Genomic DNA, 21,147 nt, shown 5'->3' with positions numbered 1-21,147 from the left:
CAACTGACATGTCCATGCAATCCCAAGACATCATCCGCCGTTCGGCCACCAACGCCTTCACCCCGGCGCCGCGGGCCCGCGATCACCAGGCCGAAGTGGCCAAGCTGATCGACGTCAGCATCTGCATCGGCTGCAAGGCGTGCCAGGTGGCGTGCAACGAATGGAACGACCTGCGCGACGAAGTCGGCCACAACGTCGGGGTCTACGACAACCCCGCCGACCTCAGCGCCGACACCTGGACCCTGATGCGTTTCGACGAGCACGAGAACGAAGCCGGCAAGCTCGAATGGCTGATCCGCAAGGACGGCTGCATGCACTGTGCCGACCCTGGCTGCCTGAAAGCCTGCCCGCAACCGGGAGCGATCATCCAGTACGCCAACGGCATCGTCGACTTCCAGTCCGAGCACTGCATAGGTTGCGGCTACTGCGTCGCCGGCTGCCCGTTCGACGTGCCGCGCATCAGCAAGAAGGACAACAAGGCTTACAAGTGCACCCTGTGCGTTGACCGGGTCACGGTGGGCCAGGAGCCGGCTTGCGTGAAGACCTGCCCCACCGGGGCGATCAACTTCGGCAGCAAGGCCGACATGCTGGTGCAGGCCGCAGAACGGGTCACCGAACTGCAGGGCCGCGGCTTTGCCGGCGCGGGGATCTACGACCCGCAAGCGGTGGGCGGAACCCATGTGTTCTACGTGCTGCAACACGCCGACCAGCCGCAGCTGTACCACAAGCTCAACCCTGACCCGCGCATCAGCAGCGCGATCGAAGGCTGGAAAGGCTGGCTCAAGCCGGCGGCCGCCGTGGCTTTCTTCGCCACCTTGGCCGGTACGGTATTCCACTACATCGGCGTCGGCCCGAACGAAGTCGAAGAAGACCTCAAGGAGAACCCGTGATGAACAAGAACAAGCTGATCCTGCGTACCCGCTTTATCGAGCGCGCCAGCCACTGGTTCATGGTCATCTGCTTCTTCATGGTGGCGTTGTCGGGGCTGTCGTGGTTCTTCCCGTCGCTGAACTGGCTCAACGGCGTGTTCGGCACACCGCAGCTGGCGCGCATCCTGCACCCGTTTCTGGGAACGGTGGTGTTCCTGCTGCTGATGTTCCTGTTCGTGCGTTTTGTGAAGCACAACCTGCCGGAACGCCAGGACGCGATCTGGTTTCGCAACCTCAAGACGGTGCTCTCGGGGGACCACAGCCAACCGCTGCAGATTGGCAAGTACAACGCCGGGCAGAAGATCCTGTTCTGGGGAATCATGGGCCTGATCAGCCTGTTGCTGCTCAGCGGCGTGGTGATCTGGCGGCCGTGGTTCGCCCAGTACTTCAGCATTCCCCTGATTCGCATCGCCCTGCTCACCCATGCCCTGGCCGGGATCTCGCTGATGCTGCTGATCATCGGTCACGCCTACCTGGCGTTCTGGGTCAAGGGTTCGATCCGCGGCATGGTCACCGGCTACGTATCGCGCAGTTGGGCCCGCTCGCACCATGACCGCTGGTACCAGCAGATTTCCAAGAGTGAGAAGAAATGAGCAGCATCAAGCTAACCCCACTGGAGCCCACCAGTGGCGGCGTGGAAGAAATCAGCGCCTTGTTGCTGCCGGACCTGCGCCAGCACTTCAGCCGGCGCGCAGCGCGCCTGCGCCAACTGGCCGAAGGTCACGAGCAGGCCGACTACCTGCGGTTTGCCGCGCGGGTGGCCGAGGCGCAACAGGCGATATTCGAGCATTCGCCGGTGGCGGCCGAGGAGTTGCAGGCGCTGGTGGCGCGGATCGGTGATGGCGCGCCGCTGGATGTGCAGCGCCTGCCGCGCTCGGCCTATTGGCAAGCGGCCCTTGAGCAACTGATCGAGCACCTGCGCAGGGACGCCAGCGCCCCGCTGACCAAGGCCCTGGACGCCATCGGCGGCATGCCCGCCGAGCAGCGTGAAGCCTGTGCCGAGCAGTTGCTGCTGGGGCATTACCTTCAGGTAGACAGCGGCCAGGCGCTGTTTTTCTGGGCGGCCCTGAGCCTGTATTTCAGCCAACTGGCCAGCGCCCTGCCGGTGACTGCCCAGGCCCAGGTGGGAGAACAGCGCCAGCATTGCCCGGTGTGCTGCAGCGCGCCGGTGGCCAGCGTGATCCTCAGCGGCAAGCGCGCCGGCCTGCGTTACCTGCACTGCGGATTATGCGAGAGCCGCTGGCACATGGTGCGAGCAAAATGCAGCAACTGCGAAGGCACCGGCCAACTGCACTACTGGTCGCTGGAGCACCAGGACAGCGCGGTCAAGGCCGAGAGCTGTGGAGACTGCCAGAGCTACCTGAAGGTGTTCTATTACCCACACGATCAGACGCTGGAGCCGGTGGCCGACGATCTCGCGTCCTTGGCCCTGGATGCCGGGCTTGAGGCTGAAGGCTTCGCGCGCAGCAGCATCAACCCGTTCCTGTTTCCCGGCCAGGCATGACGTCTGGCGGCCCGAGAAATCCACCGAAGCGGCTAGCTCGAAGGTCTGCGCTGCCCCAGCCCCAGGCTGGACAGCAACTGATATCGGAGGAATCGGTGATCCCAGCACCCAAAAGCCTCGTAGAAATGGGCTTGCCAACGAAAGCACCCGGGCGTCGAAAGGCCCTTTTCGCGGGCCAGTCGACTCCGGTAGCACCGGCCAATATTGCGTCAGCCGCAATAACTAATTGCACGCCAGGGAATTGATAGCAGCCTAACGAAAGGTGCATGCTAGAGGGCTTGCTTGGCGCTTATATCATTCCGAATGATAGTTACCTTCGCTTCATTCGATTCGTGAGATACAACCCTGCCGAGCATCATCCGCCCATCTCAAATACAGTGGCGGATGCACCATGGACCAGTCAGTCAAACTCCTACGTTTTCCACTCGCCGTTCTCGCCGTGCTGGTGATGAGCGCATGCGGCAAAGCCCCTGAGACCGCCTCCGCCCCGCCCGCTGCCAAAGTCAGCGTGGCCAAGGTGCTGGAACAGCCGGTCAACGAATGGGATGAATTCACCGGGCGCCTGGAAGCCCCGGAAACCGTCGAGATCCGGCCTCGGGTCTCGGGCCAGATCGATCAGGTAGCCTTCACCGAAGGCGCCCTGGTGAAGAAAGGCGACCTGCTGTTCCAGATCGACCCACGGCCTTTCCAGGCTGAAGTACGCCGCCTCGAAGCGCAGCTGCAACAGGCTCGGGCCACCGCGACCCGCAGTGCCAACGAAGCCCAGCGCGGCCAGCGCCTGCTGACCAGCAACGCAATTTCCGCCGAGCTGGCCGACACCCGCACCAGCGCCGCCCAGGAAGCCCGGGCCGGGGTCGATGCGATCCAGGCCCAGTTGGACGTGGCCAAGCTCAACCTGAGTTTCACCCGGGTGGTGGCGCCCATCAGCGGCCGGGTCAGCCGCGCGCAGATCACCGCCGGCAACCTGGTGACCGCCGATGTCACCCCGCTCACCAGCCTGGTCTCCACCGACAAGGTCTACGCCTACTTCGACGCCGACGAGCGCGTGTACCTCAAGTACACCCAGCTCGCCCGCCAGGGCCAGCGCGGCCAGACCACCCCGGTGTACCTGGGCCTGTCCAATGAAGAAGGCCACCCGCACCTGGGGCAGATGAACTTCGTCGACAACCAGGTCAACCCCAAGACCGGCACCATCCGTGGCCGTGCGGTGTTCGACAACAGCGACGGCAGCTACACCCCGGGCCTCTATGCGCGCCTGAAACTGGTGGGCAGTGGCACCTACTCGGCGATGCTGATCAACGACGAAGCCGTGGGCACCGACCTGGGCAAGAAGTTCGTGCTGGTGATGGACGCCGACAACAAGCCGGCCTACCGCGCCGTGGAACTGGGGCCGAAGATCGAAGGCCTGCGCATCGTGCGCAACGGTCTGAGCAAGGACGACACCATCATCGTCAAGGGCTTGCAGCGGGCACGTCCCGGCGCACCGGTCACGCCTGAAGTGATCCCCATGGCCAGCAAGGAAACCCTCGCCGCCCTGGCCCAACAACGCCAAGCACTGGAAGCCAGCAACCTGCCGCAGGTCACCCCTGCCAAGGCGGCTCCGGCTGTGAAACTCGCCGCTGCGACACCGCGCGGTTAAGGGACGACTCTCAAGATGAATTTTTCCCAGTTCTTCATTTCAAGGCCGATCTTCGCCGCGGTGCTGTCGCTGCTGATCCTGATCGCCGGCGCCATCTCGCTGTTCCAGTTGCCCATCAGCGAATACCCGGAAGTGGTGCCGCCCACCGTGGTGGTGCGCGCCAACTTCCCGGGGGCCAACCCGAAAGTCATCGGTGAAACCGTGGCCGCGCCCCTGGAACAGGCGATCACCGGGGTCGAGAACATGCTCTACATGTCCTCGCAATCCACCGCTGACGGCAAGATCACCCTGACCATCACCTTCGCCCTGGGCACCGACCTGGACAACGCCCAGGTGCAGGTACAGAACCGCGTGACCCGCACCCAGCCCAAGCTGCCGGAAGAAGTGACGCGCATCGGTATTACCGTGGACAAGGCCTCTCCGGACCTGACCATGGTGGTCCACCTGACCTCGCCGGACAAACGCTACGACATGCTCTACCTGTCCAACTACGCCCTGCTCAACATCAAGGATGAGCTGGCGCGCCTGGGCGGCGTGGGGGACGTGCAGCTGTTCGGCATGGGCGACTACTCGTTGCGGGTCTGGCTGGATCCGAACAAGACCGCTTCGCGCAACCTGACCGCCACCGACGTGGTCACAGCCATCCGTGAACAGAACCGCCAGGTCGCCGCCGGTGCCCTGGGCGCGCCGCCTGCGCCCACCGCCACCAGCTTCCAGCTGTCGGTCAACACCCAGGGCCGCCTGGTCACCGAGGAAGAGTTCGAGAACATCATCATCCGCTCCGGTGAGGACGGTGAGATCACCCGCCTGAAGGACATCGCCCGCATCGAGCTGGGGTCGAGCCAGTACGCTTTGCGTTCCCTGCTCAACAACCAGCCGGCGGTGGCGATCCCGATCTTCCAGCGCCCGGGCTCCAACGCCATCGAGATCTCCAATGAAGTGCGGGCCAAGATGGCCGAACTCAAGCAGAGCTTCCCGCAGGGCATGGACTTCAGCATCGTCTACGACCCGACCATCTTCGTCCGCGGCTCCATCGAGGCCGTAGTGCACACCCTGTTCGAAGCCCTGATCCTGGTAGTGCTGGTGGTGATCCTGTTCCTGCAGACCTGGCGTGCCTCGATCATCCCGCTGGTGGCCGTACCGGTGTCGCTGATCGGTACCTTCGCGGTCATGCACCTGTTCGGCTTCTCGCTCAACGCCCTGTCGCTGTTCGGCCTGGTGCTGGCCATCGGCATCGTGGTGGACGACGCCATCGTGGTGGTGGAGAACGTCGAACGTAACATCGGCCTGGGCCTGAACCCGGTGGAGGCCACCAAGCGCGCCATGCGTGAAGTGACCGGCCCGATCATCGCCACCGCCCTGGTGCTGTGCGCGGTGTTCGTACCGGCAGCCTTCATCAGTGGCCTGACCGGACAGTTCTACAAGCAGTTCGCCCTGACCATCGCCATCTCCACGGTGATCTCGGCCTTCAACTCCCTGACCCTGTCGCCGGCCCTGGCCGCGGTATTGCTCAAGGAACACCATGCGCCCAAGGACCGCTTCTCGAAGATCCTCGACAAGTTGCTGGGGGGCTGGCTGTTCAAGCCGTTCAACCGTTTCTTCGACCGGGCCAGCCACGGTTATGTCGGCACTGTGCGCCGGGTCATCCGTGGCAGCGGCATCGCCCTGTTCCTTTATGCAGGCCTGATGGTGCTGACCTGGTTCGGCTTCGCCCACACCCCGACCGGTTTCGTTCCGGCCCAGGACAAGCAATACCTGGTGGCCTTCGCCCAACTGCCGGACGCCGCCAGCCTGGACCGCACCGAAGACGTGATCAAGCGCATGTCCGACATCGCCCTCAAGCAGCCCGGCGTGGAAAGTGCGGTGGCCTTCCCTGGCCTTTCGATCAACGGCTTCACCAACAGCCCGAACAACGGCATCGTCTTCGTCACCTTGAAGCCCTTCGATGAGCGCAAGGACCCGAGCATGTCCGCCGGTGCCATCGCCGGTGCCCTGAACGGCAAGTACGCGGATATCCAGGACGCCTACATGGCGATCTTCCCACCGCCGCCGGTACAGGGCCTGGGAACCATCGGCGGCTTCCGCCTGCAGGTGGAGGACCGCAGCGGCCTGGGCTACGACGAGCTGTACAAGGAAGTGCAGAACGTCATCACCAAGAGCCGCAGCGTGCCGGAACTGGCCGGGCTGTTCACCAGCTACCAGGTCAACGTGCCCCAGGTGGATGCTGCCATCGACCGGGAAAAGGCCAAGACCCACGGCGTGGCGATCTCCGACATCTTCGACACCCTGCAGATCTACCTGGGTTCGCTGTATGCCAACGACTTCAACCGCTTTGGCCGCACCTACCAGGTCAACGTCCAGGCCGAGCAGCAGTTCCGTCTCGAGCCCGAGCAGATCGGCCAGCTGAAAGTGCGCAACAACAAGGGCGAGATGATCCCCCTGGCCACCTTCATCAAGGTCAGCGACACCGCAGGTCCCGACCGCGTGATGCACTACAACGGCTTCGTCACTGCGGAAATCAACGGCGCAGCGGCCCCGGGCTACAGCTCCGGGCAAGCGGAAGCGGCGATCGAGAAACTGCTCAAGGAAGAACTGCCCAACGGCATGACCTACGAATGGACCGAGCTGACCTACCAGCAGATCCTGGCCGGTAACACCGCGCTGTTCGTCTTCCCGCTCTGCGTGCTGCTGGCCTTCCTGGTGCTGGCCGCTCAGTACGAAAGCTGGAGCCTGCCACTGGCGGTGATCCTGATCGTGCCCATGACCCTGCTGTCGGCCATTACCGGGGTGATCGTCTCCGGGGGCGACAACAACATCTTCACCCAGATCGGCCTGATCGTTCTGGTGGGCCTGGCCTGCAAGAACGCGATCCTGATCGTCGAGTTCGCCAAGGACAAGCAAGAGGAAGGCCTCGACCCGCTGGCCGCGGTGCTGGAAGCCTGCCGCCTGCGTCTGCGGCCGATCCTGATGACCTCCTTCGCCTTCATCATGGGCGTGGTGCCCCTGGTGATCTCCAGCGGCGCCGGTGCGGAAATGCGTCATGCCATGGGTGTCGCGGTGTTCTCCGGGATGCTCGGGGTGACCTTCTTCGGCCTGCTGCTGACTCCGGTGTTCTATGTACTGATCCGCAACTACGTGGAGCGCAGCGAGGCGCGCAAAGCCGCCCGTGCTCTGCAACTGGAGGCGCAACAATGAGTTCCAAAGTCTTCCTGCCGAGCCTGCTGGTGCTGGCCCTGAGTGCCTGCGCCGTCGGTCCGGACTACCAGACTCCAACCACCGAGGCGGCGCACATCAGCGCCGCCACCGATGGCGCTGCGGGCCAGAAGAACTTCGACCGCGCACGCTTCGAAGGCATCTGGTGGCAGCAGTTCGATGACCCGACTCTCAACCAGCTGGTGAGCAAATCGTTGCAGGGCAACCGTGAACTGCGGGTGGCCTTCGCCCGCCTGCGGGCCGCCCGGGCGATTCGCGATGACGCCAGCAATGACGCCATGCCCACCATCACCAGCCGCGCCAGCAGCGACCTGGCCAAGGGGCAGATCCCCGGCCAGACCACCAAGCGAGTGAACAGCGAGCGCTACGACCTGGGCCTGGACATGGCCTGGGAGCTGGACCTGTTCGGCCGCATCCAGCGCAACCTGGAAGCCACCGACGCCGACCAGCAGGCCGCCGAGGCCGACCTCTACCAACTGCAGGTGACCATGATCGCCGAGCTGGTGGACGCCTACGGCCAGTTGCGCGGCGCACAGCTGCGGGAAAAGATCGCCCTGGCCAACCTGGACAACCAGCAGGCCTCGCGCAAGATCACCGAAAGCCTGCGCGACGCCGGGGTCGGCGACCAGCTCGATGTGGTCCGCGCCGACGCCCGCCTGGCTTCGGTGGAAGCCAGCGTGCCGCAGCTGCAGGCCGAGCAGACCCGCCAGCGCAACCGCATCGCTACCCTGCTGGGTGAACGCCCGGACAAGCTCAGCGTCGACCTGTCGCCGGCGCAGCTGCCGGCCATTGCCAAGGCCCTGCCGATTGGCGACCCGGGCGAGCTGCTGCAACGCCGGCCGGACATTCTCAGCGCCGAACGCAAGCTGGCAGCGGCCACCGCGCGCATCGGCGTGGCCAAGGCCGACCTGTTCCCACGGGTCAGCCTCAGCGGCTTCCTCGGCTTCACTGCCGGGCGCGGTTCGCAGATCGGCTCCTCGGCGGCCAATGCCTGGGCCCTGGGCCCGAGCATCACCTGGGCGGCCTTCGACCTGGGCAGTGTGCGAGCCCGCCTGCGCGGCGCCGACGCCAATGCCGACGGCGCCCTGGCCAGCTACGAGCAGCAGGTGCTGCTGGCCCTGGAGGAATCGGAAAACGCCTTCAGCGACTACGGCAAGCGCCAGCAACGGCTGATCTCCCTGATTCGCCAGAGCGAATCCAGCCGCGCCGCCGCGGACCTGGCCGAGATCCGCTACCGCGAAGGCACCGTGGACTTCCTGGTGCTGCTGGACGCCCAGCGTGAACGCCTGGCGGCCGAGGATTCCCAGGCCCAGGCCGAAGTCGACCTGTACCGTGGCATCGTCGCCATCTACAAGGCCCTGGGTGGTGGCTGGCAGCCAGAGACGCTGGCCAGCCAGTAAGAATTTGCAACGAGCTCCTTTGGTTGGCCGCAACCAACCAATGTTTGGCCCCGTGGATCATTCGGTCGCGGGGCTTTTTTTTGTCCGGCTCAAGGGCCCCTTCGCCGGCAAGCCGGCTCCTACAAGAGCACGCGCAACGCATGGCCCCAAACGCATGGCCCCGGTAGGAGCTGGCTTGCCAGCGAAGGCGCCCGCCAGAACACCGCCCACCCCAAGCCCGTTGATAGAGGCCGTCGATCATGCGGTTGGCCATTGCGATTGGACAGCCCCACAGCGCGCTCCTACTCTTCACTCGCCGCGTAATCGCCCTGGCCTCCGCCCCCATGATTGTCCGCCCCAAGCCGAACCTGATCGGCATCCTCTTCGCCCTCAAGGGCTCGATTGCCAAACGCATTGCCCTGCGCTGCGTACTGGTCACACTGCTGGCCTCGGTGATCGTGCTGGTGGAAACCCTGCAACCGAGCTATTTCTCCAAGGTCAACGCCACGCCCTTCACCCTGCTGGGGCTGTCGCTGTCGATCTTCATGAGCTTTCGCAACAACGCCTGCTACGACCGCTGGTGGGAAGGCCGCAAGCAATTGGGGCAGTTGATCATCGAGGTGCGTTCGCTGATCCGTGAAAGCCTGATCATCGACGGCCACCCCGAGCGCGAGGGCATGCTGCGCGACCTGTGCGGCTTTGCCCACAGCCTGATCGCCCGCCTGCGCCATGAAGACGAGGCCGCCGCCCTGCGCCCCTGGGCCCAGGCCAGCCTCGACCCCGGCCACCCGAACCTCACCGACGCGCAGTTGCAACGCATCGGCCAGCGCTGCTCGCAGTGGGCCCAGCAGGGGCTCATCAGCGAATGGCGCTACACCCAACTGGAAACCCGGCTGGTCAGCCTGAGCCTGGTGCAGGCCGCCTGCGAGCGGATCCAGAACACCCCGCTGCCCTTCCCCTACACCCTGCTGCTGCACCGCACCATCTACCTGTTCTGCATCCTCCTGCCGTTCGCCATGGCCGAGCCCCTGGGCTGGCTGACGCCGATCTTCACCGCCATTGTCAGCTACACCTTCCTGGGCCTGGACGAGATCGGCGACGACCTCGAAAACCCTTTCGGCTATGACGACAACGACCTGCCGTGCAGCGCTCTATTGCGCGGCCTGGAGCGCGAAGTCCTGGCGGCACTGGGGCAAACCGAGCTGCCGCCGCTGCTGGAACCGCAGGAGTACGTGCTGACCTGAACCAGGGTTTGACTCAAGCCGGTTCCTGACCGAAGCTTGCGCCTTCCAAAAGTCGCCAGCTTCCGGATTCCTGCATGTCCCAGCCCCGCCGCTACCTGCTGATCAGCCTGCTTACCGTCGTCGTCCTGGCCCTGGCCTGGAGCTTTCTGCGCAGCAGCCCGCCGCAGGTTCCCGAGGCCATCAAGCATGGCTACAGCGCGGCACTGGAAAAAGCCCGCAACGGCCAGCCTGGCGCGGCGCGCGTGCTCTACCAGCAGTTGGGCCGGCCCGACCTCGACGACCAGCAGCGCATCCGCTTGCTGGCAGTGCTGGCCAACTACCCCAGCCCCCAGGCATTGAAACTGGCGGACGCCGACCTCTATCACCCTTCTGCCGAGGTGCGCAAAGCGGCGATCAAGAGCGTGCTCGGCCTGGTGCCCAGCGGCCAGCGCAGCCTGCTGCTGGGGCCATTGCTGGACGATCACGAACAGAGCGTGCGCTTCGCCGCGGTGGACGCCCTGCTGGGCCTGAGCCCCGACGACCAGGGCCTGTACTTCGGCCCGTTGCAGCAGGTGATCGACGAATACACCCAAGTGCTCAAGACCCGCGGCGACAACGTCGATGCCCAGTACCAGCTGGCTCGCCTGTACCTGCACAATGCCGACCTGATCAAGGCCCAGCAGACCCTGGAACAGGCCCTGCGCCTGGCCCCGGATAACCTGCAGGCAGTGGTGCTGCAGATCGAAGTGCTGGACAAGCAGGGCCAGAGCGATGCCGCCCGCCAATTGCTGGCCAAGCAGTTGCAGGCACAGCAGGATTCGGCCTACCTGCAACATGCCCTGGGGCTCTGGCTGCTGCACCATGGTCAGGGTGAGTTCGCCCTGCTCGGCTTGTCCCGAGCGGTGGAACTGGAGCCTAACAACGCCGCCTACCGCTACGACCTGGCCACCACCCTGCACAGCGAACAGGAGCTGGAAGCGGCGCAGAAGCAACTGGAGGAAATCGTCCAGCGCCAGCCCTACAACCGCAAGGCGCGTGTGCTGCTGATCAGCTACTGGAAGGAAAGCGGCCAGTTGCAGAACGTCCAGGTCCTGCTGGCCCAGCTGGAACAGCAGAACCCCGACGACCCGGCCCTGCAGCAGGGCCTGTAGCCTCCCCCGGGCCTTGCCTGGCAATCCCCAGCCGAACCTTTGGCACCTTTGCCCCCCGCGCCTGCTGCGCTCAGCAGCGGCTCCACGGCGACAAAAGGTTGAACCGTGCCTGCGGCAGGCGGTCAAGTGATTTATCAGCGATATCAAGGTGCTCGACGCCGTCGCCGATCACTTGGACCTATTTGCGAGGGCATTGTTTGTCGACCTCATCTGCGTTGCTCAGCGAAAAAGCCGCCACCGGCATCGAAGGCCTGGACGATATTCTCTCCGGCGGATTGTCACGTAGCCATGTGTTCCTGCTGGAAGGCGAACCCGGTACCGGCAAGACCACCGTGGCCTTGCATTTTCTGCGGGCCGGCGCCGCCGCCGGCGAGCGCTGCCTGTACATCACCCTCTCGGAAACCGAGCGCGAGTTGCGCCAGGGCGCGCAATCCCACGGCTGGCAACTGGATGAGAACATCCACATCTTCGAGCTGATCCCGCCGGAAAGCCTGCTCAACGCCGAGCACCAGCAAAGCCTGCTGTATTCCTCGGACCTGGAGCTGGGGGAAGCCACGCGGCAGATCTTCGAAGTGGTGGAGCGATTCAAGCCGACCCGGGTGGTGCTCGACAGCCTTTCGGAAATCCGCCTGCTGGCGCAAAGCTCCCTGCGCTACCGGCGGCAGATCCTGGCGATCAAGCACTACTTCGTGCGCTATGACGCCACGGTCCTGCTGCTGGACGACCTGACCACCGAATCCCTGGACAAGACCGTGCACAGCGTGGCCCACGGGGTGATCCGCCTGGAAGAACTGACCCCCAGCTACGGCGCCGAACGCCGGCGCATCCGGGTGGTGAAATACCGGGGCCAGAAGTACCGCGGCGGCTTCCATGACTTCACCATCATGGGCGACGGGGTCCAGGTGTTTCCCCGCCTGGTGGCCGCCGAGCACCGCGGTCAATACCAGCGCCTGACCCTGACCAGCGGCATCACCGAGATGGACGCGCTGCTGGGGGGCGGCATCGAGACCGGCTCCAGCACCCTGATCCTCGGCCCCGCCGGCACCGGCAAATCGCTGATCTCGATGATCTTCGCCGCGGCCGCCGTAGCCAGGGGAGAGAAAGCCGCGCTGTTCATCTTCGACGAGGAACTGGGGCTGCTGTTCGAACGCATGCGCAACATGGGCATCGACCTCAAGGCGCTGCAGGCCAGCGGCAACCTGATCATCGAACAGGTGGACGCCGCCGAGCTCTCGCCGGGGGAACTGTCCCACCGGGTGCGACGCTGCGTCGACCAGGAGCGGATCAAGACCGTGGTGATCGACAGCATCAACGGCTACCAGGCAGCGATGCCCGAGGAAAATGCCCTGGTGCTGCACATGCACGAATTGCTGCTGTACCTCAACCGCCAGGGCGCCGCCACCTTCATGACCGTGGCCCAGCATGGCCTGGTGGGCGACATGCAGGCCCCGGTGGACATCACCTACCTGGCCGACACCGTGATCCTGCTGCGTTACTTCGAGGCCCTGGGCAAGGTGCGCCGGGCCATTTCCATCATCAAGAAACGCACCGGCAGCCACGAGTCGACCATTCGCGAATACCGCATCAGCGCTCGTGGCCTGACCATAGGCGAGCCCCTGGAAGCCTTCCAGGGCGTGCTGCGGGGCGTACCCACTTACCTGGGCGAGAGCAAACCGCTGCTCAGGGATGAGGGCCAATGAGCCCCGACCTGGACTTTTCCGAACGAGTTCTGGTGCTCACGCCCCACGGGCGTGACAGCCAACTGGCGCAAATGATGCTCAAGGAGGCCGGCTTCAGCAGCCTGATCACCCCGCACCTGCCTGCCCTGTGCGAGCAGCTGGAGCACGGCGCCGGGCTGGCGATCATCGCCGCCGAGGCCCTGCGCGGGGTCGACCTGGAGCCCCTGCTGCGCCACCTGGAACAGCAACCGGCGTGGTCGGACCTGCCCATCGTGCTGCTGACCCAGCACGGCGGCCCCGAGCAGAACCCGGCATCGCGCTTCAGCGCCCCCCTGGGCAACGTCAGCTTTCTGGAACGGCCCTTCCACCCGGCGACCCTGATCAGCCTGGTCAGCGCCGCCCTGCGGGGCAGGCGCCGGCAGTACGACGCCCGCGACCGACTGATCGACCTGAGCCAGAGCGAACTGCGCCTGCAACGCACCCTGGAGACCCTGGAACAGCAGGTGGAAGAACGCACCGCACAACTGCGGCACAACGAAGAAGCCCTGCGCCAGTCACAGAAGATGGAAGCCGTGGGACAACTCACCGGCGGCATCGCCCACGACTTCAACAACATGCTCACCGGCATCATCGGCAGCCTGGAGCTGTTGCGCCGGCGCCTGGCCCGGGGCCGCACCGAGGACCTGGACAGCCTGATCGACCTGGGGGTGACCTCGGCCAACCGCGCCGCCGGCCTGACCCACCGCCTGCTGGCCTTCTCCAGGCGCCAGTCGCTGGACTCCAAGCCGGTGGAGATGAACGCCTTGGTGACCTCCATGGGCGAGCTGCTGCAACGCAGCCTCAGCGAAAGCATCGAGCTGGACATGCGCCTGGACCCGCAGCTATGGGTGGCCGAAGCCGACCCCAACCAACTGGAAAGCGCCCTGCTCAACCTGGTGCTCAACGCCCGGGACGCCATGCCCAACGGCGGCCGGCTGCTGGTGGAAACCCTGAACCAGCGCCTGGCCCCGGACTTCGCCCAGGCCCACGACAACCTCAAGTCGGGGGACTACGTGCTGCTGCGAGTCAGCGACAACGGCTGCGGCATGCCCGAGGCGATCATCAACCGCGTGTTCGATCCATTCTTCACCACCAAGCCCATCGGCCAAGGCACAGGGCTGGGGCTGTCGATGATCTACGGCTTCAGCAAGCAGTCCCGCGGCCATGTGACCCTCAACAGCACCCTGGGCCGGGGTACCGAGGTCAGCCTGTACCTGCCGCGTTTTGTCGGCGACCTGGAGCAGGCCGAACACCCTCTGGTGCAACAACCGCCCAATGCGCAGAACGGTGAAACCGTGCTGATCGTCGAGGACGACCCGGCGGTGCGGGTGCTGGTCTGTGCGGTGCTCAGCGAACTGGGCTACGCCTTTGTCGAAGCCGGCGATGCCCGTAGCGCCATGCCGATCCTCGACTCGGCGCAGCGCATCGACCTGCTGATCAGCGATGTCGGGCTGCCGGGCATGAATGGCCGGCAACTGGCGGAGATCGGGCGGCAGATCCGCCCGGAGCTCAAAGTCCTGTTCATCACCGGCTACGCCGAGCACGCGGCGACCCGTGGTGGCTTTCTCGAACCCGGCATGCAACTGATCACCAAGCCGTTCACCTTCGACCTGCTGACCGCCAAGGTGCGGGAAATGATCCGCGACTGATAGCCGGGCTTCAGGCCAGCAATTGCTGGATCTGTTCCTGCAGGCTGTTGAGGTCGAAGGGCTTGGCCAGGATCGGCGCCTTGCGGGTGATGGGGCTGCCGCATTCGAGGATTTCGTTGGGGTAGCCGCTGATGAAAATCACCTTCAGATCCGGACGCAGCTTCACGGCGGGCTCGGCGATCATCACCCCGGTGATCCCGCCCGGCAGGCGGTAATCGGTGATCATCACGTCCAGGTGCGGCTTGCTGGCGAGAATCTCGAACGCCTGCTCGCCATTCTCGGCCTGCAGCACCCGGTATCCCAGGCCCGACAGGTAGTCGGCCAGAAGCATCAGGATCACTGGTTCATCTTCGACGATCAGTACGACGTCTTGTGCATCTTCACTCATGGAAAACCTTTGCTCGGTCAATTGCTGCTGTTACGACCATTGGGTCACGCAGAGGTTGCGTGCGCGTTACGCTTTTAATGATTCACCGGCCAGCGGGCCTCTACAGGGGCAGGCTGACGCGAAACAGCGCACCCTCGCCGATCCGGCTCTCGACACTGATGGCGCCGCCATGGGCGGTGACGATCTGCTCGGAAATGAACAGCCCCAGGCCCAGCCCCGCCGCCACGTGGTTGGCGCTGACCCGTTCGAACTGCTGAAAAATGCGCTTCTGGTTGTCTTCGCTGATACCGATGCCGTGGTCACGCACCTCGACCCGAGCCTCGCCGTCCTGGGCATAGACCCGCACCTCGATCGGGCTCTTGGCCCCGTAGCGCAGGGCGTTGGTCAGCAGGTTGGAAACCACCTGCTCAATGCGGAACTCGTCCCAGTTGCCCTCCAGGGGCTGCTCGGCCTGCAGGCTCAGGGACGACTGCGCCGCTTCCACCTGAGGCGCGAAGTTTTCCACCAGCCCGCGCACCAGCTGCGCCAGATCGAACCGCGAGGGGCGGATCGACAGCTTGCCGGTACGGATGCGCGAGATGTCCAGCATATCCTCGATCAGGCGGATCAGGCTTTTGATCTGGCGCTCGTCGCGGTCGACCATGGCGTGCATCTTGTCCAGGCTGAAGGCCGCGGCGTTCTCCCGGGCCAGGTGCATCTTGCGCAGCTGGGTCTCGAGAATCAGGCCATTGAGCGGCGTGCGCACTTCGTGGGCGACGATGGACATGAAGTCATCGCGCATGCGCACCGCCTGCTCCAGCTCGTTCTGAGTGGCCTGGAGCTTCTGGAGCAGCGCTTCCTGCTCGCGCCGGCTCTGCTCCAGGGCCTCGACCTGCTGCTTCATGGCCTTGCTCTGGCGGTACAGGTCGACGAATACGTTGACCTTGCTCTTCACCGCGTGGATGTCCAGGGGCTTGTGCAGAAAGTCCACCGCCCCGCTCTCGTAGCCCTTGAAGGCGTAGTTGAGCTCGCGCCCGGCGGCGCTGACGAAGACGATGGGAATGTTCTTGGTCTTCTCGGTGCCGCGCATCAGCTCCGCCAGCTCAAAGCCGTTCATGCCGGGCATCTGCACATCGAGGATAGCCATGGCGAACTCATGCTGGAGCAGCAGCGACAAGGCTTCGTCGGCCGACAGCGCCTTGTACACCATACGGTCCTCGCGCTTGATCAGCGCCTCCAGGGCCAGCAGGTTCTCCGGCAGATCGTCGACGATCAGCAGCTTGGCTTGAATATTACTTAACATGGGTTCCTTCCAGCTCGGCAAGCAGACGGCTGATGCCGCGCAAAGGGAGAATGTAGTCCGGTTGATGCAGGGCCAGGGCGGCGTCCGGCATGGTCGAGACATGGGCCTCATTGGGGTCCTGGACGATGGTCAGGCCACCCTGGCGCTTGACCTCGGCCAGGCCGCGGGCGCCATCCTGGTTGGCCCCGGTCAGGAGCACCGCGGCCAGGTTCCGGCCATAGGCATCGGCGGCGGACTCGAACAGGTAGTCGATGGCCGGGCGTGAGTGGTGCAGGCGCTCTTCCTGGCTCAGGGACAGGCTGCGGTCCTGCTCCACCGACAGGTGATAGCCGGGCGCGGCGAAGTACAGGGTGCCAGGCACGATCTGCTCCTTGTCGTCGGCTTCCTTCACCGCCAGCGCCAGACGCCGGTCGAAGACTTCGGCCAGCTGGCTGCGGCGCTCGTCGGGCAGGTGCAGGACCACGATCACCGGCAGGCGGAAACCCTGGGCGAAACCGCTGAACAGCTTCAGCAAGGCTTCGACCCCACCCGCAGAGGCCCCCACCACGATCGCCTCGATCTGCGGCCAGAAACCCTGGCTGACAATCTCCTGGCTCATGTCTTGCGATAGATCCGTTCTTGTTTGACCAAGGGCTCGAAGTGCTTGCCATAGGCGGAGAAGTCCAGGGTTTCCTTGCTGCCCAGCACCAGGAAACCACGATGGCAGAGGGACTCGTGAAACAGTCCGAAGGCACGATCCTGCAATTTTTTATTGAAATAAATCAATACGTTACGACAAGAAATCAATTGAGTTTCGGAGAATACGCTGTCGGTCGCCAGGCTGTGATCGGCGAAGGTCACGTTCTCGCGCAGGCTCTTGTCGAAGATCGCGTAGTCGTAGGCCGCGGTGTAGTAGTCGGCAAAGGAACGCTGGCCGCCGGCCTGCTGGTAGTTGTGGGTGTAGGCCCGCACGTTCTCCAGGGAAAAGATGCCTTGCTTGGCCTTCTCCAGGGAGCTGGGGTTGATGTCGGTGGCATAGATGATGGTGCGCTCCAGCAGCCCCTCTTCGCGCAGCAGGATGGCCATCGAGTAGACCTCCTCCCCGGTGCTGCAGCCGGCGATCCAGATCTTGATCGAAGGATAGGTCTTGAGCAGCGGCACCACTTCCTGGCGGATCGCCAGAAAGTGCGACGGGTCGCGAAACATCTCGCTGACCGGGATGGTCAGGAACTGCAGCAACTGCATGAACGCGGCCGGGTCGTGCAGCACCCGCTCCTGCAACGCAGAGATGGTTTTGCATTCGAACTGGCGCAAAGCGTGGTTGACCCGGCGCTTGATCGAGGCACCTGAGTAATCGCGGAAATCGTAGCTGTACTTGAGGTAAATAGCTTCGATCAGCAAACGCAGTTCGATCTCGGTATTACGCTCCACTAAATTCTTTCCATCTTGGGTAGCCACACACGGATAAGGGAAAACAGCCGGTCCAGGTCAATGGGCTTGGCCAGGTAATCGTTGGAGCCGGCCTGCAGGCAGCGCTCCTGGTCATCCTTCATGGCCTTGGCGGTGACCGCGATGATCGGCAGCTTGCGCCAGCGCGGGTCCTTGCGGATCTGCACCGTGGCTTCGAAACCGTCCATCTCCGGCATCATCACGTCCATCAGCACCAGGTCGATATCCTCGACCTCATTGAGCCTGGCAATGGCTTCATGGCCGTTACGGCCGATCACCACTACCGCGCCCTTGTGTTCTAGGGCGCTGGTCAGGGCAAAGATGTTGCGCACGTCATCATCCACCAGGAGGATCTTGCGGCCCTCGAAGACCTTGTCGCGGCTGCGGGCGGTCTTGAGCATCTTCTGCCGTTCATGGGACAGCTGGGATTCGACTTTGTGCAGAAAAAGCGTCACTTCATCCAGTAGGCGCTCCGGCGAGCGCGCGCCCTTGATGATGATCGAACGCGAGTACTTGCGCAGCTCGGCCTCTTCATCCCGGGTCAGGTTGCGCCCGGTGTAGACGATCACCGGCGGGAAGGAGCAGATATCCTCGGTGGACATGCGCTTGAGCAGGTCGTTGCCGAGCATGTCCGGCAGCTTGAGGTCGATGACCATGCAGTCGTAGACGTTCTCGCGCAGCAGGTCCAGGGCATCCTGGGCCAGGCCCACGGCGGTGATCTCGATGTCATCGTCGCCGATCAACCGGGCAATGCTGTCGCGTTGCAAGTCGTCGTCCTCCACCAGCAGCACGCGCTTGACCTTCTGCGTCAGCTTGGCTTCCAGGCGGGCGAAGACATCCTTGAGCTCCTCGCGGGTGGTGGGTTTCACCGCATAACCCACGGCGCCCATGTGCATGGCCGCTTCCACCCGGTCTTCCACCGAAATCACGTGCACCGGGATGTGCCGGGTCTGGGCGTTCTCCTTGAGGCGCTGCAACACGGTCAGGCCGGAGTGGTCCGGCAGGCGCATGTCCAGCAGGATGGCGTCCGGGATGAACTGGGCAGCCAGGCTGTAGCCCTCGTCGGCGCCGTGGGCCACCAGGCAGTGGTAACCCAGCTCGTGGGCCAGGTCGAAGAGGATGTGGGCAAAGTTCGCCTCGTCTTCCACCACCAGGATGCAACGACTGCTGAACGGCGCCTTGTCGCGGTCATCGGCGAAGCGCGGAATGTCCACCCCCGGGGCCTCGGCCACCGGCTGCGGCAGGCTGGCAGGCTCAGGCGCGGCCACGGGCGCGACTGGGGCCGGCGGCGCCACCAGCGGCTCGGCGGCCTCCTGGTACTGCTCCGGCAGCACCAGGGTGAAGATACTGCCGCGGCCGGGTTCGCTGCTGACGCTGATGGAGCCACCGAGCAGGGTCGCCAGATCCCGGGAGATCGACAGCCCCAGGCCGGTGCCGCCATAACGCCGGTTGGTGGTGCCATCGGCCTGGCGGAAGGCCTCAAAGATGCTTTCCTGCTGATCCTGGGCAATGCCGATCCCCGAATCCTGCACGGCAAAGGCGATACCGGCCCCCGGCTGAGCGGACACCGTGAGGCTCACCTGGCCCTTCTCGGTGAACTTGACCGCATTGGACAGCAGGTTCTTGAGAATCTGCTCGACCCGCTGGCGGTCGGTGAACAGCATCTGCGGCGCTCCCGGTTGCAGCTCCACCTTGAACTCCAGGCCCTTGTCCTGGGTCAGCGGCTGGAACAGGCTGCGCAGCCCGTCCACCAGGCGCGGCACGCTGGCGTTCTCCGGGCGCACTTCGAGCTTGCCGGCCTCGACCTTGGAGATGTCGAGGATGTCGTTGATCAGGTTCAGCAGGTCATTGCCCGCGGAATAGATCGACTCGGCGAACTTGACCTGCTCGGGGCTGAGGTTTTCCTGGGGGTTTTCCGCCAGCAGCTTGGCCAGGATCAGCGAGCTGTTGAGCGGCGTGCGCAGCTCGTGGGACATGTTGGCAAGGAACTCGGACTTGTACTTGCTGGAGCGCTGCAACTCTTCGGCGCGCTCCTCGAGCTGGGTCTGGGCCTCGTTGAGCTCGTTGTTCTTGCGGTCCATGGCGTCGCGCTGATCGGCCAGGATCTGCGCCTGCTCCGCCAGTTGCTCGTTGGTCTGCTCCAGCTCCACCTGCTGGGTTTCCAGGTGCACCTGGGATTCCTTGAGGATCCGCGACTGCTCTTCCAGCTCCTCGTTGGCGGTCTTGAGCTCTTCTTGCTGCACTTGCAGCTCTTCGTTGAGCTGCTGGGTCTCGGCCAGCACTTCCTGCAGGCGCTGGCGATAACGCGCGGCCTCGATGGAGGTGCCGATATTGCCGGCAATCAGTTCCAGCAGCTCGACGTCGCGCTCGCTCAAGGCCCGCAGGAAGCCCAGCTCGATCACCCCGTTGACCCGATCGTCGTCAAGGGTCGGCACCACCAGCACGCTGCGCGGCGAACCATCGCCCAGGCCGGAGCTGACCTTGAAGTAATCGGCGGGCACCTCGTCCAGACGGATCAGGCGCTTGTGCTGCGCGGCCTGCCCCACCAGCCCTTCATCACTGTACAGCGACTGTTCCTGGGCTTCCTGTTCCCGGGAGAAGCCATAGGACGCCACGCGCCTGAGGCCACCGTGCTCCTCGCGCACATAGAGCGCCGCCACCGGTGTGCCCAGGTACTGGGCGCAAAATTGGAGGATGTTGCGCCCCAGCAGGTTCAGGCTCAGCTGGCCGAGCATCTGCTCGGCCAGTTCGGTCTGGCCGTTGCGCAGCCAGGCCTGCTGCTCCAGGCGCTGGGCGCTCTTTTCCTGGGCTTCGAGGTTGTCGCTGTAGCTCTTGGACAGTGCCAGCAGGTCACGACGGCCGATGTAGGCCAGCAGCGCGCTGATGCCCACCACGAACAGCAGGTACAGCACCACGCTGAAAATGGTGGTGCGGGTAACGTTCTCGTTACGCTCCAGGCGCAACTGCTGCTCCATGGCCACCGCGTCGTCGTATTCCTTGCGGATCTCGTCAGTCAGGCGCTTGCCACGCCCGGCCTGCACCGCCCCGCGGTAATCACCGCTCTGGCGGCGCAGGTCGATCATGCCCTGGGCAAAGTTGTTCCACTCCACCTGCAGGGCTTCCAGGCGCTTGAGCCGGTCCACCTGCTGCGGGTTGTCCGCCACCAGCTCCTGCAAGCTGCGCAGTTCGCTGACGATGCGCGGCTTGGCCACTTCGTAGGGGTCCAGAAAGTGCTCGTCGCCAGTGATCAGGAAGCCGCGCATGCCGGTTTCCAGGTCGATGGTCAGGCGCGCCGACTCGTTGAGGTTGTTGATCACTCGGTCAGTGTGCTGCACCCACTGGATGACCGAGAGCAGGTAGGTGATCAGTGACACGAAAAAAACCGCGCTGAGTACACCGACACCCAGCGGCAGGCTGATGTTGCGGATCAGCAGCTTGCGGAAACTCTGCTCATCAACCGAAGACGGACGAATCATTTGATGGACCTTGGCGCTGGTGAAAAAAAACGAAGTTTGCCCCACATTCAGCCAGGACAGCTATTTTTTATAACCAAGGTAGCGCTCGCTTGCGATTTGTCCTGCCGTGGGACAAAGGAAGCGGTTATTCTTGCTGGCGCTTGTACAAGGGGATTTTTTTGTACAGCT

At 64.2% G+C, this 21,147-nt stretch carries 15 protein-coding genes; 10 read left to right on the top strand and 5 right to left on the bottom strand.

Annotated features, from left to right (window positions below; genetic code table 11):
- The first annotated feature begins 14 nt into the window (after positions 1 to 14).
- The 10 genes from fdxH (at position 15) to ABCR88_RS13905 (ending at position 14,405) form a co-directional block, all read left to right on the top strand.
- Entirely contained in the window at positions 15 to 890 is an 876-nt protein-coding gene (gene fdxH, locus ABCR88_RS13950; protein WP_269472982.1) for a formate dehydrogenase subunit beta, read from the top strand.
- On the top strand, positions 890 to 1,522 hold the full coding sequence (locus ABCR88_RS13945; RefSeq protein WP_015635778.1) for a formate dehydrogenase subunit gamma: 633 nt from the start codon (positions 890 to 892) through the stop codon (positions 1,520 to 1,522). Before fdxH ends, ABCR88_RS13945 begins: the two co-directional genes overlap by 1 nt.
- The gene (fdhE, locus tag ABCR88_RS13940) at positions 1,519 to 2,433 is read left to right on the top strand and encodes a formate dehydrogenase accessory protein FdhE (RefSeq protein ID WP_350404736.1); all 915 of its coding nucleotides are present in this window, start codon (positions 1,519 to 1,521) and stop codon (positions 2,431 to 2,433) included. Before ABCR88_RS13945 ends, fdhE begins: the two co-directional genes overlap by 4 nt.
- Before the next feature lie 391 nt (positions 2,434 to 2,824).
- A complete protein-coding gene (mexE, locus tag ABCR88_RS13935; RefSeq protein WP_011061523.1) occupies positions 2,825 to 4,072 on the top strand; it encodes a multidrug efflux RND transporter periplasmic adaptor subunit MexE in 1,248 nt (415 codons plus the stop codon).
- Between the two features lie 15 nt (positions 4,073 to 4,087).
- Positions 4,088 to 7,267, top strand: a complete 3,180-nt coding sequence (locus ABCR88_RS13930) for an efflux RND transporter permease subunit (RefSeq protein WP_011061524.1) — start codon at positions 4,088 to 4,090, stop codon at positions 7,265 to 7,267.
- Positions 7,264 to 8,685 carry a TolC family protein gene (locus tag ABCR88_RS13925; RefSeq protein WP_053158765.1) on the top strand — a complete coding sequence of 474 codons (1,422 nt, stop codon included), beginning with the start codon at positions 7,264 to 7,266 and terminating at the stop codon, positions 8,683 to 8,685. The genes ABCR88_RS13930 and ABCR88_RS13925 overlap by 4 nt, the downstream gene beginning before the upstream one ends.
- A 323-nt stretch (positions 8,686 to 9,008) precedes the next feature.
- Complete coding sequence (locus tag ABCR88_RS13920) at positions 9,009 to 9,908, top strand: bestrophin family protein (protein WP_350022754.1); 900 nt, start codon at positions 9,009 to 9,011, stop codon at positions 9,906 to 9,908.
- A gap of 74 nt (positions 9,909 to 9,982) precedes the next feature.
- Positions 9,983 to 11,038: a tetratricopeptide repeat protein gene (locus ABCR88_RS13915; protein ID WP_350022755.1), complete on the top strand. Its 1,056-nt coding sequence runs from the start codon at positions 9,983 to 9,985 to the stop codon at positions 11,036 to 11,038.
- A 197-nt stretch (positions 11,039 to 11,235) separates the two neighbouring features.
- Positions 11,236 to 12,738, top strand: a complete 1,503-nt coding sequence (locus ABCR88_RS13910) for an ATPase domain-containing protein (RefSeq protein ID WP_041118426.1) — start codon at positions 11,236 to 11,238, stop codon at positions 12,736 to 12,738.
- Positions 12,735 to 14,405: an ATP-binding protein gene (locus ABCR88_RS13905; protein WP_236184730.1), complete on the top strand. Its 1,671-nt coding sequence runs from the start codon at positions 12,735 to 12,737 to the stop codon at positions 14,403 to 14,405. The genes ABCR88_RS13910 and ABCR88_RS13905 overlap by 4 nt, the downstream gene beginning before the upstream one ends.
- 10 nt (positions 14,406 to 14,415) lie before the next feature.
- Here the strand turns inward: ABCR88_RS13905 and ABCR88_RS13900 are convergent, their stop codons facing one another.
- The 5 genes from ABCR88_RS13900 to ABCR88_RS13880 all read right to left on the bottom strand — a co-directional run bounded on the left by ABCR88_RS13900 (position 14,416) and on the right by ABCR88_RS13880 (position 20,979).
- Positions 14,416 to 14,793: a response regulator gene (locus tag ABCR88_RS13900; protein WP_011061530.1), complete on the bottom strand. Its 378-nt coding sequence runs from the start codon at positions 14,791 to 14,793 to the stop codon at positions 14,416 to 14,418.
- Between the two features lie 100 nt (positions 14,794 to 14,893).
- Entirely contained in the window at positions 14,894 to 16,075 is a 1,182-nt protein-coding gene (locus ABCR88_RS13895) for a hybrid sensor histidine kinase/response regulator (RefSeq protein WP_041118430.1), read from the bottom strand.
- On the bottom strand, positions 16,065 to 16,673 hold the full coding sequence (locus ABCR88_RS13890; protein ID WP_011061532.1) for a chemotaxis protein CheB: 609 nt from the start codon (positions 16,671 to 16,673) through the stop codon (positions 16,065 to 16,067). Before ABCR88_RS13890 ends, ABCR88_RS13895 begins: the two co-directional genes overlap by 11 nt.
- Positions 16,670 to 17,485, bottom strand: coding sequence for a protein-glutamate O-methyltransferase CheR (locus ABCR88_RS13885; protein WP_041118432.1), 816 nt, complete (start codon positions 17,483 to 17,485; stop codon positions 16,670 to 16,672). The genes ABCR88_RS13890 and ABCR88_RS13885 overlap by 4 nt, the downstream gene beginning before the upstream one ends.
- Complete coding sequence (locus ABCR88_RS13880; protein WP_350404734.1) at positions 17,485 to 20,979, bottom strand: response regulator; 3,495 nt, start codon at positions 20,977 to 20,979, stop codon at positions 17,485 to 17,487. The genes ABCR88_RS13885 and ABCR88_RS13880 overlap by 1 nt, the downstream gene beginning before the upstream one ends.
- Between the last annotated feature and the right edge of the window lie 168 nt (positions 20,980 to 21,147).

It is taken from the genome of Pseudomonas sp. W17, assembly GCF_040268305.1.
Taxonomy (GTDB): domain Bacteria; phylum Pseudomonadota; class Gammaproteobacteria; order Pseudomonadales; family Pseudomonadaceae; genus Aquipseudomonas; species Aquipseudomonas protegens.
This window is presented reverse-complemented; position numbering and strand designations above follow the sequence as displayed.

What these genes read in the sequence shown, in the direction of transcription:
- ABCR88_RS13930 (WP_011061524.1), top strand. Translation starts at nt 4,088, where the DNA reads ATGAATTTTTCCCAGTTCTTCATTTCAAGGCCGATCTTCGCCGCGGTG.
- fdxH (WP_269472982.1), top strand. Translation starts at nt 15, where the DNA reads ATGCAATCCCAAGACATCATCCGCCGTTCGGCCACCAACGCCTTCACC.
- ABCR88_RS13920 (WP_350022754.1), top strand. Translation starts at nt 9,009, where the DNA reads ATGATTGTCCGCCCCAAGCCGAACCTGATCGGCATCCTCTTCGCCCTC.
- ABCR88_RS13895 (WP_041118430.1), bottom strand. Translation starts at nt 16,075, where the DNA reads ATGTTAAGTAATATTCAAGCCAAGCTGCTGATCGTCGACGATCTGCCG.
- fdhE (WP_350404736.1), top strand. Translation starts at nt 1,519, where the DNA reads ATGAGCAGCATCAAGCTAACCCCACTGGAGCCCACCAGTGGCGGCGTG.
- ABCR88_RS13880 (WP_350404734.1), bottom strand. Translation starts at nt 20,979, where the DNA reads ATGATTCGTCCGTCTTCGGTTGATGAGCAGAGTTTCCGCAAGCTGCTG.
- ABCR88_RS13890 (WP_011061532.1), bottom strand. Translation starts at nt 16,673, where the DNA reads ATGAGCCAGGAGATTGTCAGCCAGGGTTTCTGGCCGCAGATCGAGGCG.
- ABCR88_RS13925 (WP_053158765.1), top strand. Translation starts at nt 7,264, where the DNA reads ATGAGTTCCAAAGTCTTCCTGCCGAGCCTGCTGGTGCTGGCCCTGAGT.
- ABCR88_RS13900 (WP_011061530.1), bottom strand. Translation starts at nt 14,793, where the DNA reads ATGAGTGAAGATGCACAAGACGTCGTACTGATCGTCGAAGATGAACCA.
- ABCR88_RS13905 (WP_236184730.1), top strand. Translation starts at nt 12,735, where the DNA reads ATGAGCCCCGACCTGGACTTTTCCGAACGAGTTCTGGTGCTCACGCCC.
- ABCR88_RS13915 (WP_350022755.1), top strand. Translation starts at nt 9,983, where the DNA reads ATGTCCCAGCCCCGCCGCTACCTGCTGATCAGCCTGCTTACCGTCGTC.
- ABCR88_RS13945 (WP_015635778.1), top strand. Translation starts at nt 890, where the DNA reads ATGAACAAGAACAAGCTGATCCTGCGTACCCGCTTTATCGAGCGCGCC.
- mexE (WP_011061523.1), top strand. Translation starts at nt 2,825, where the DNA reads ATGGACCAGTCAGTCAAACTCCTACGTTTTCCACTCGCCGTTCTCGCC.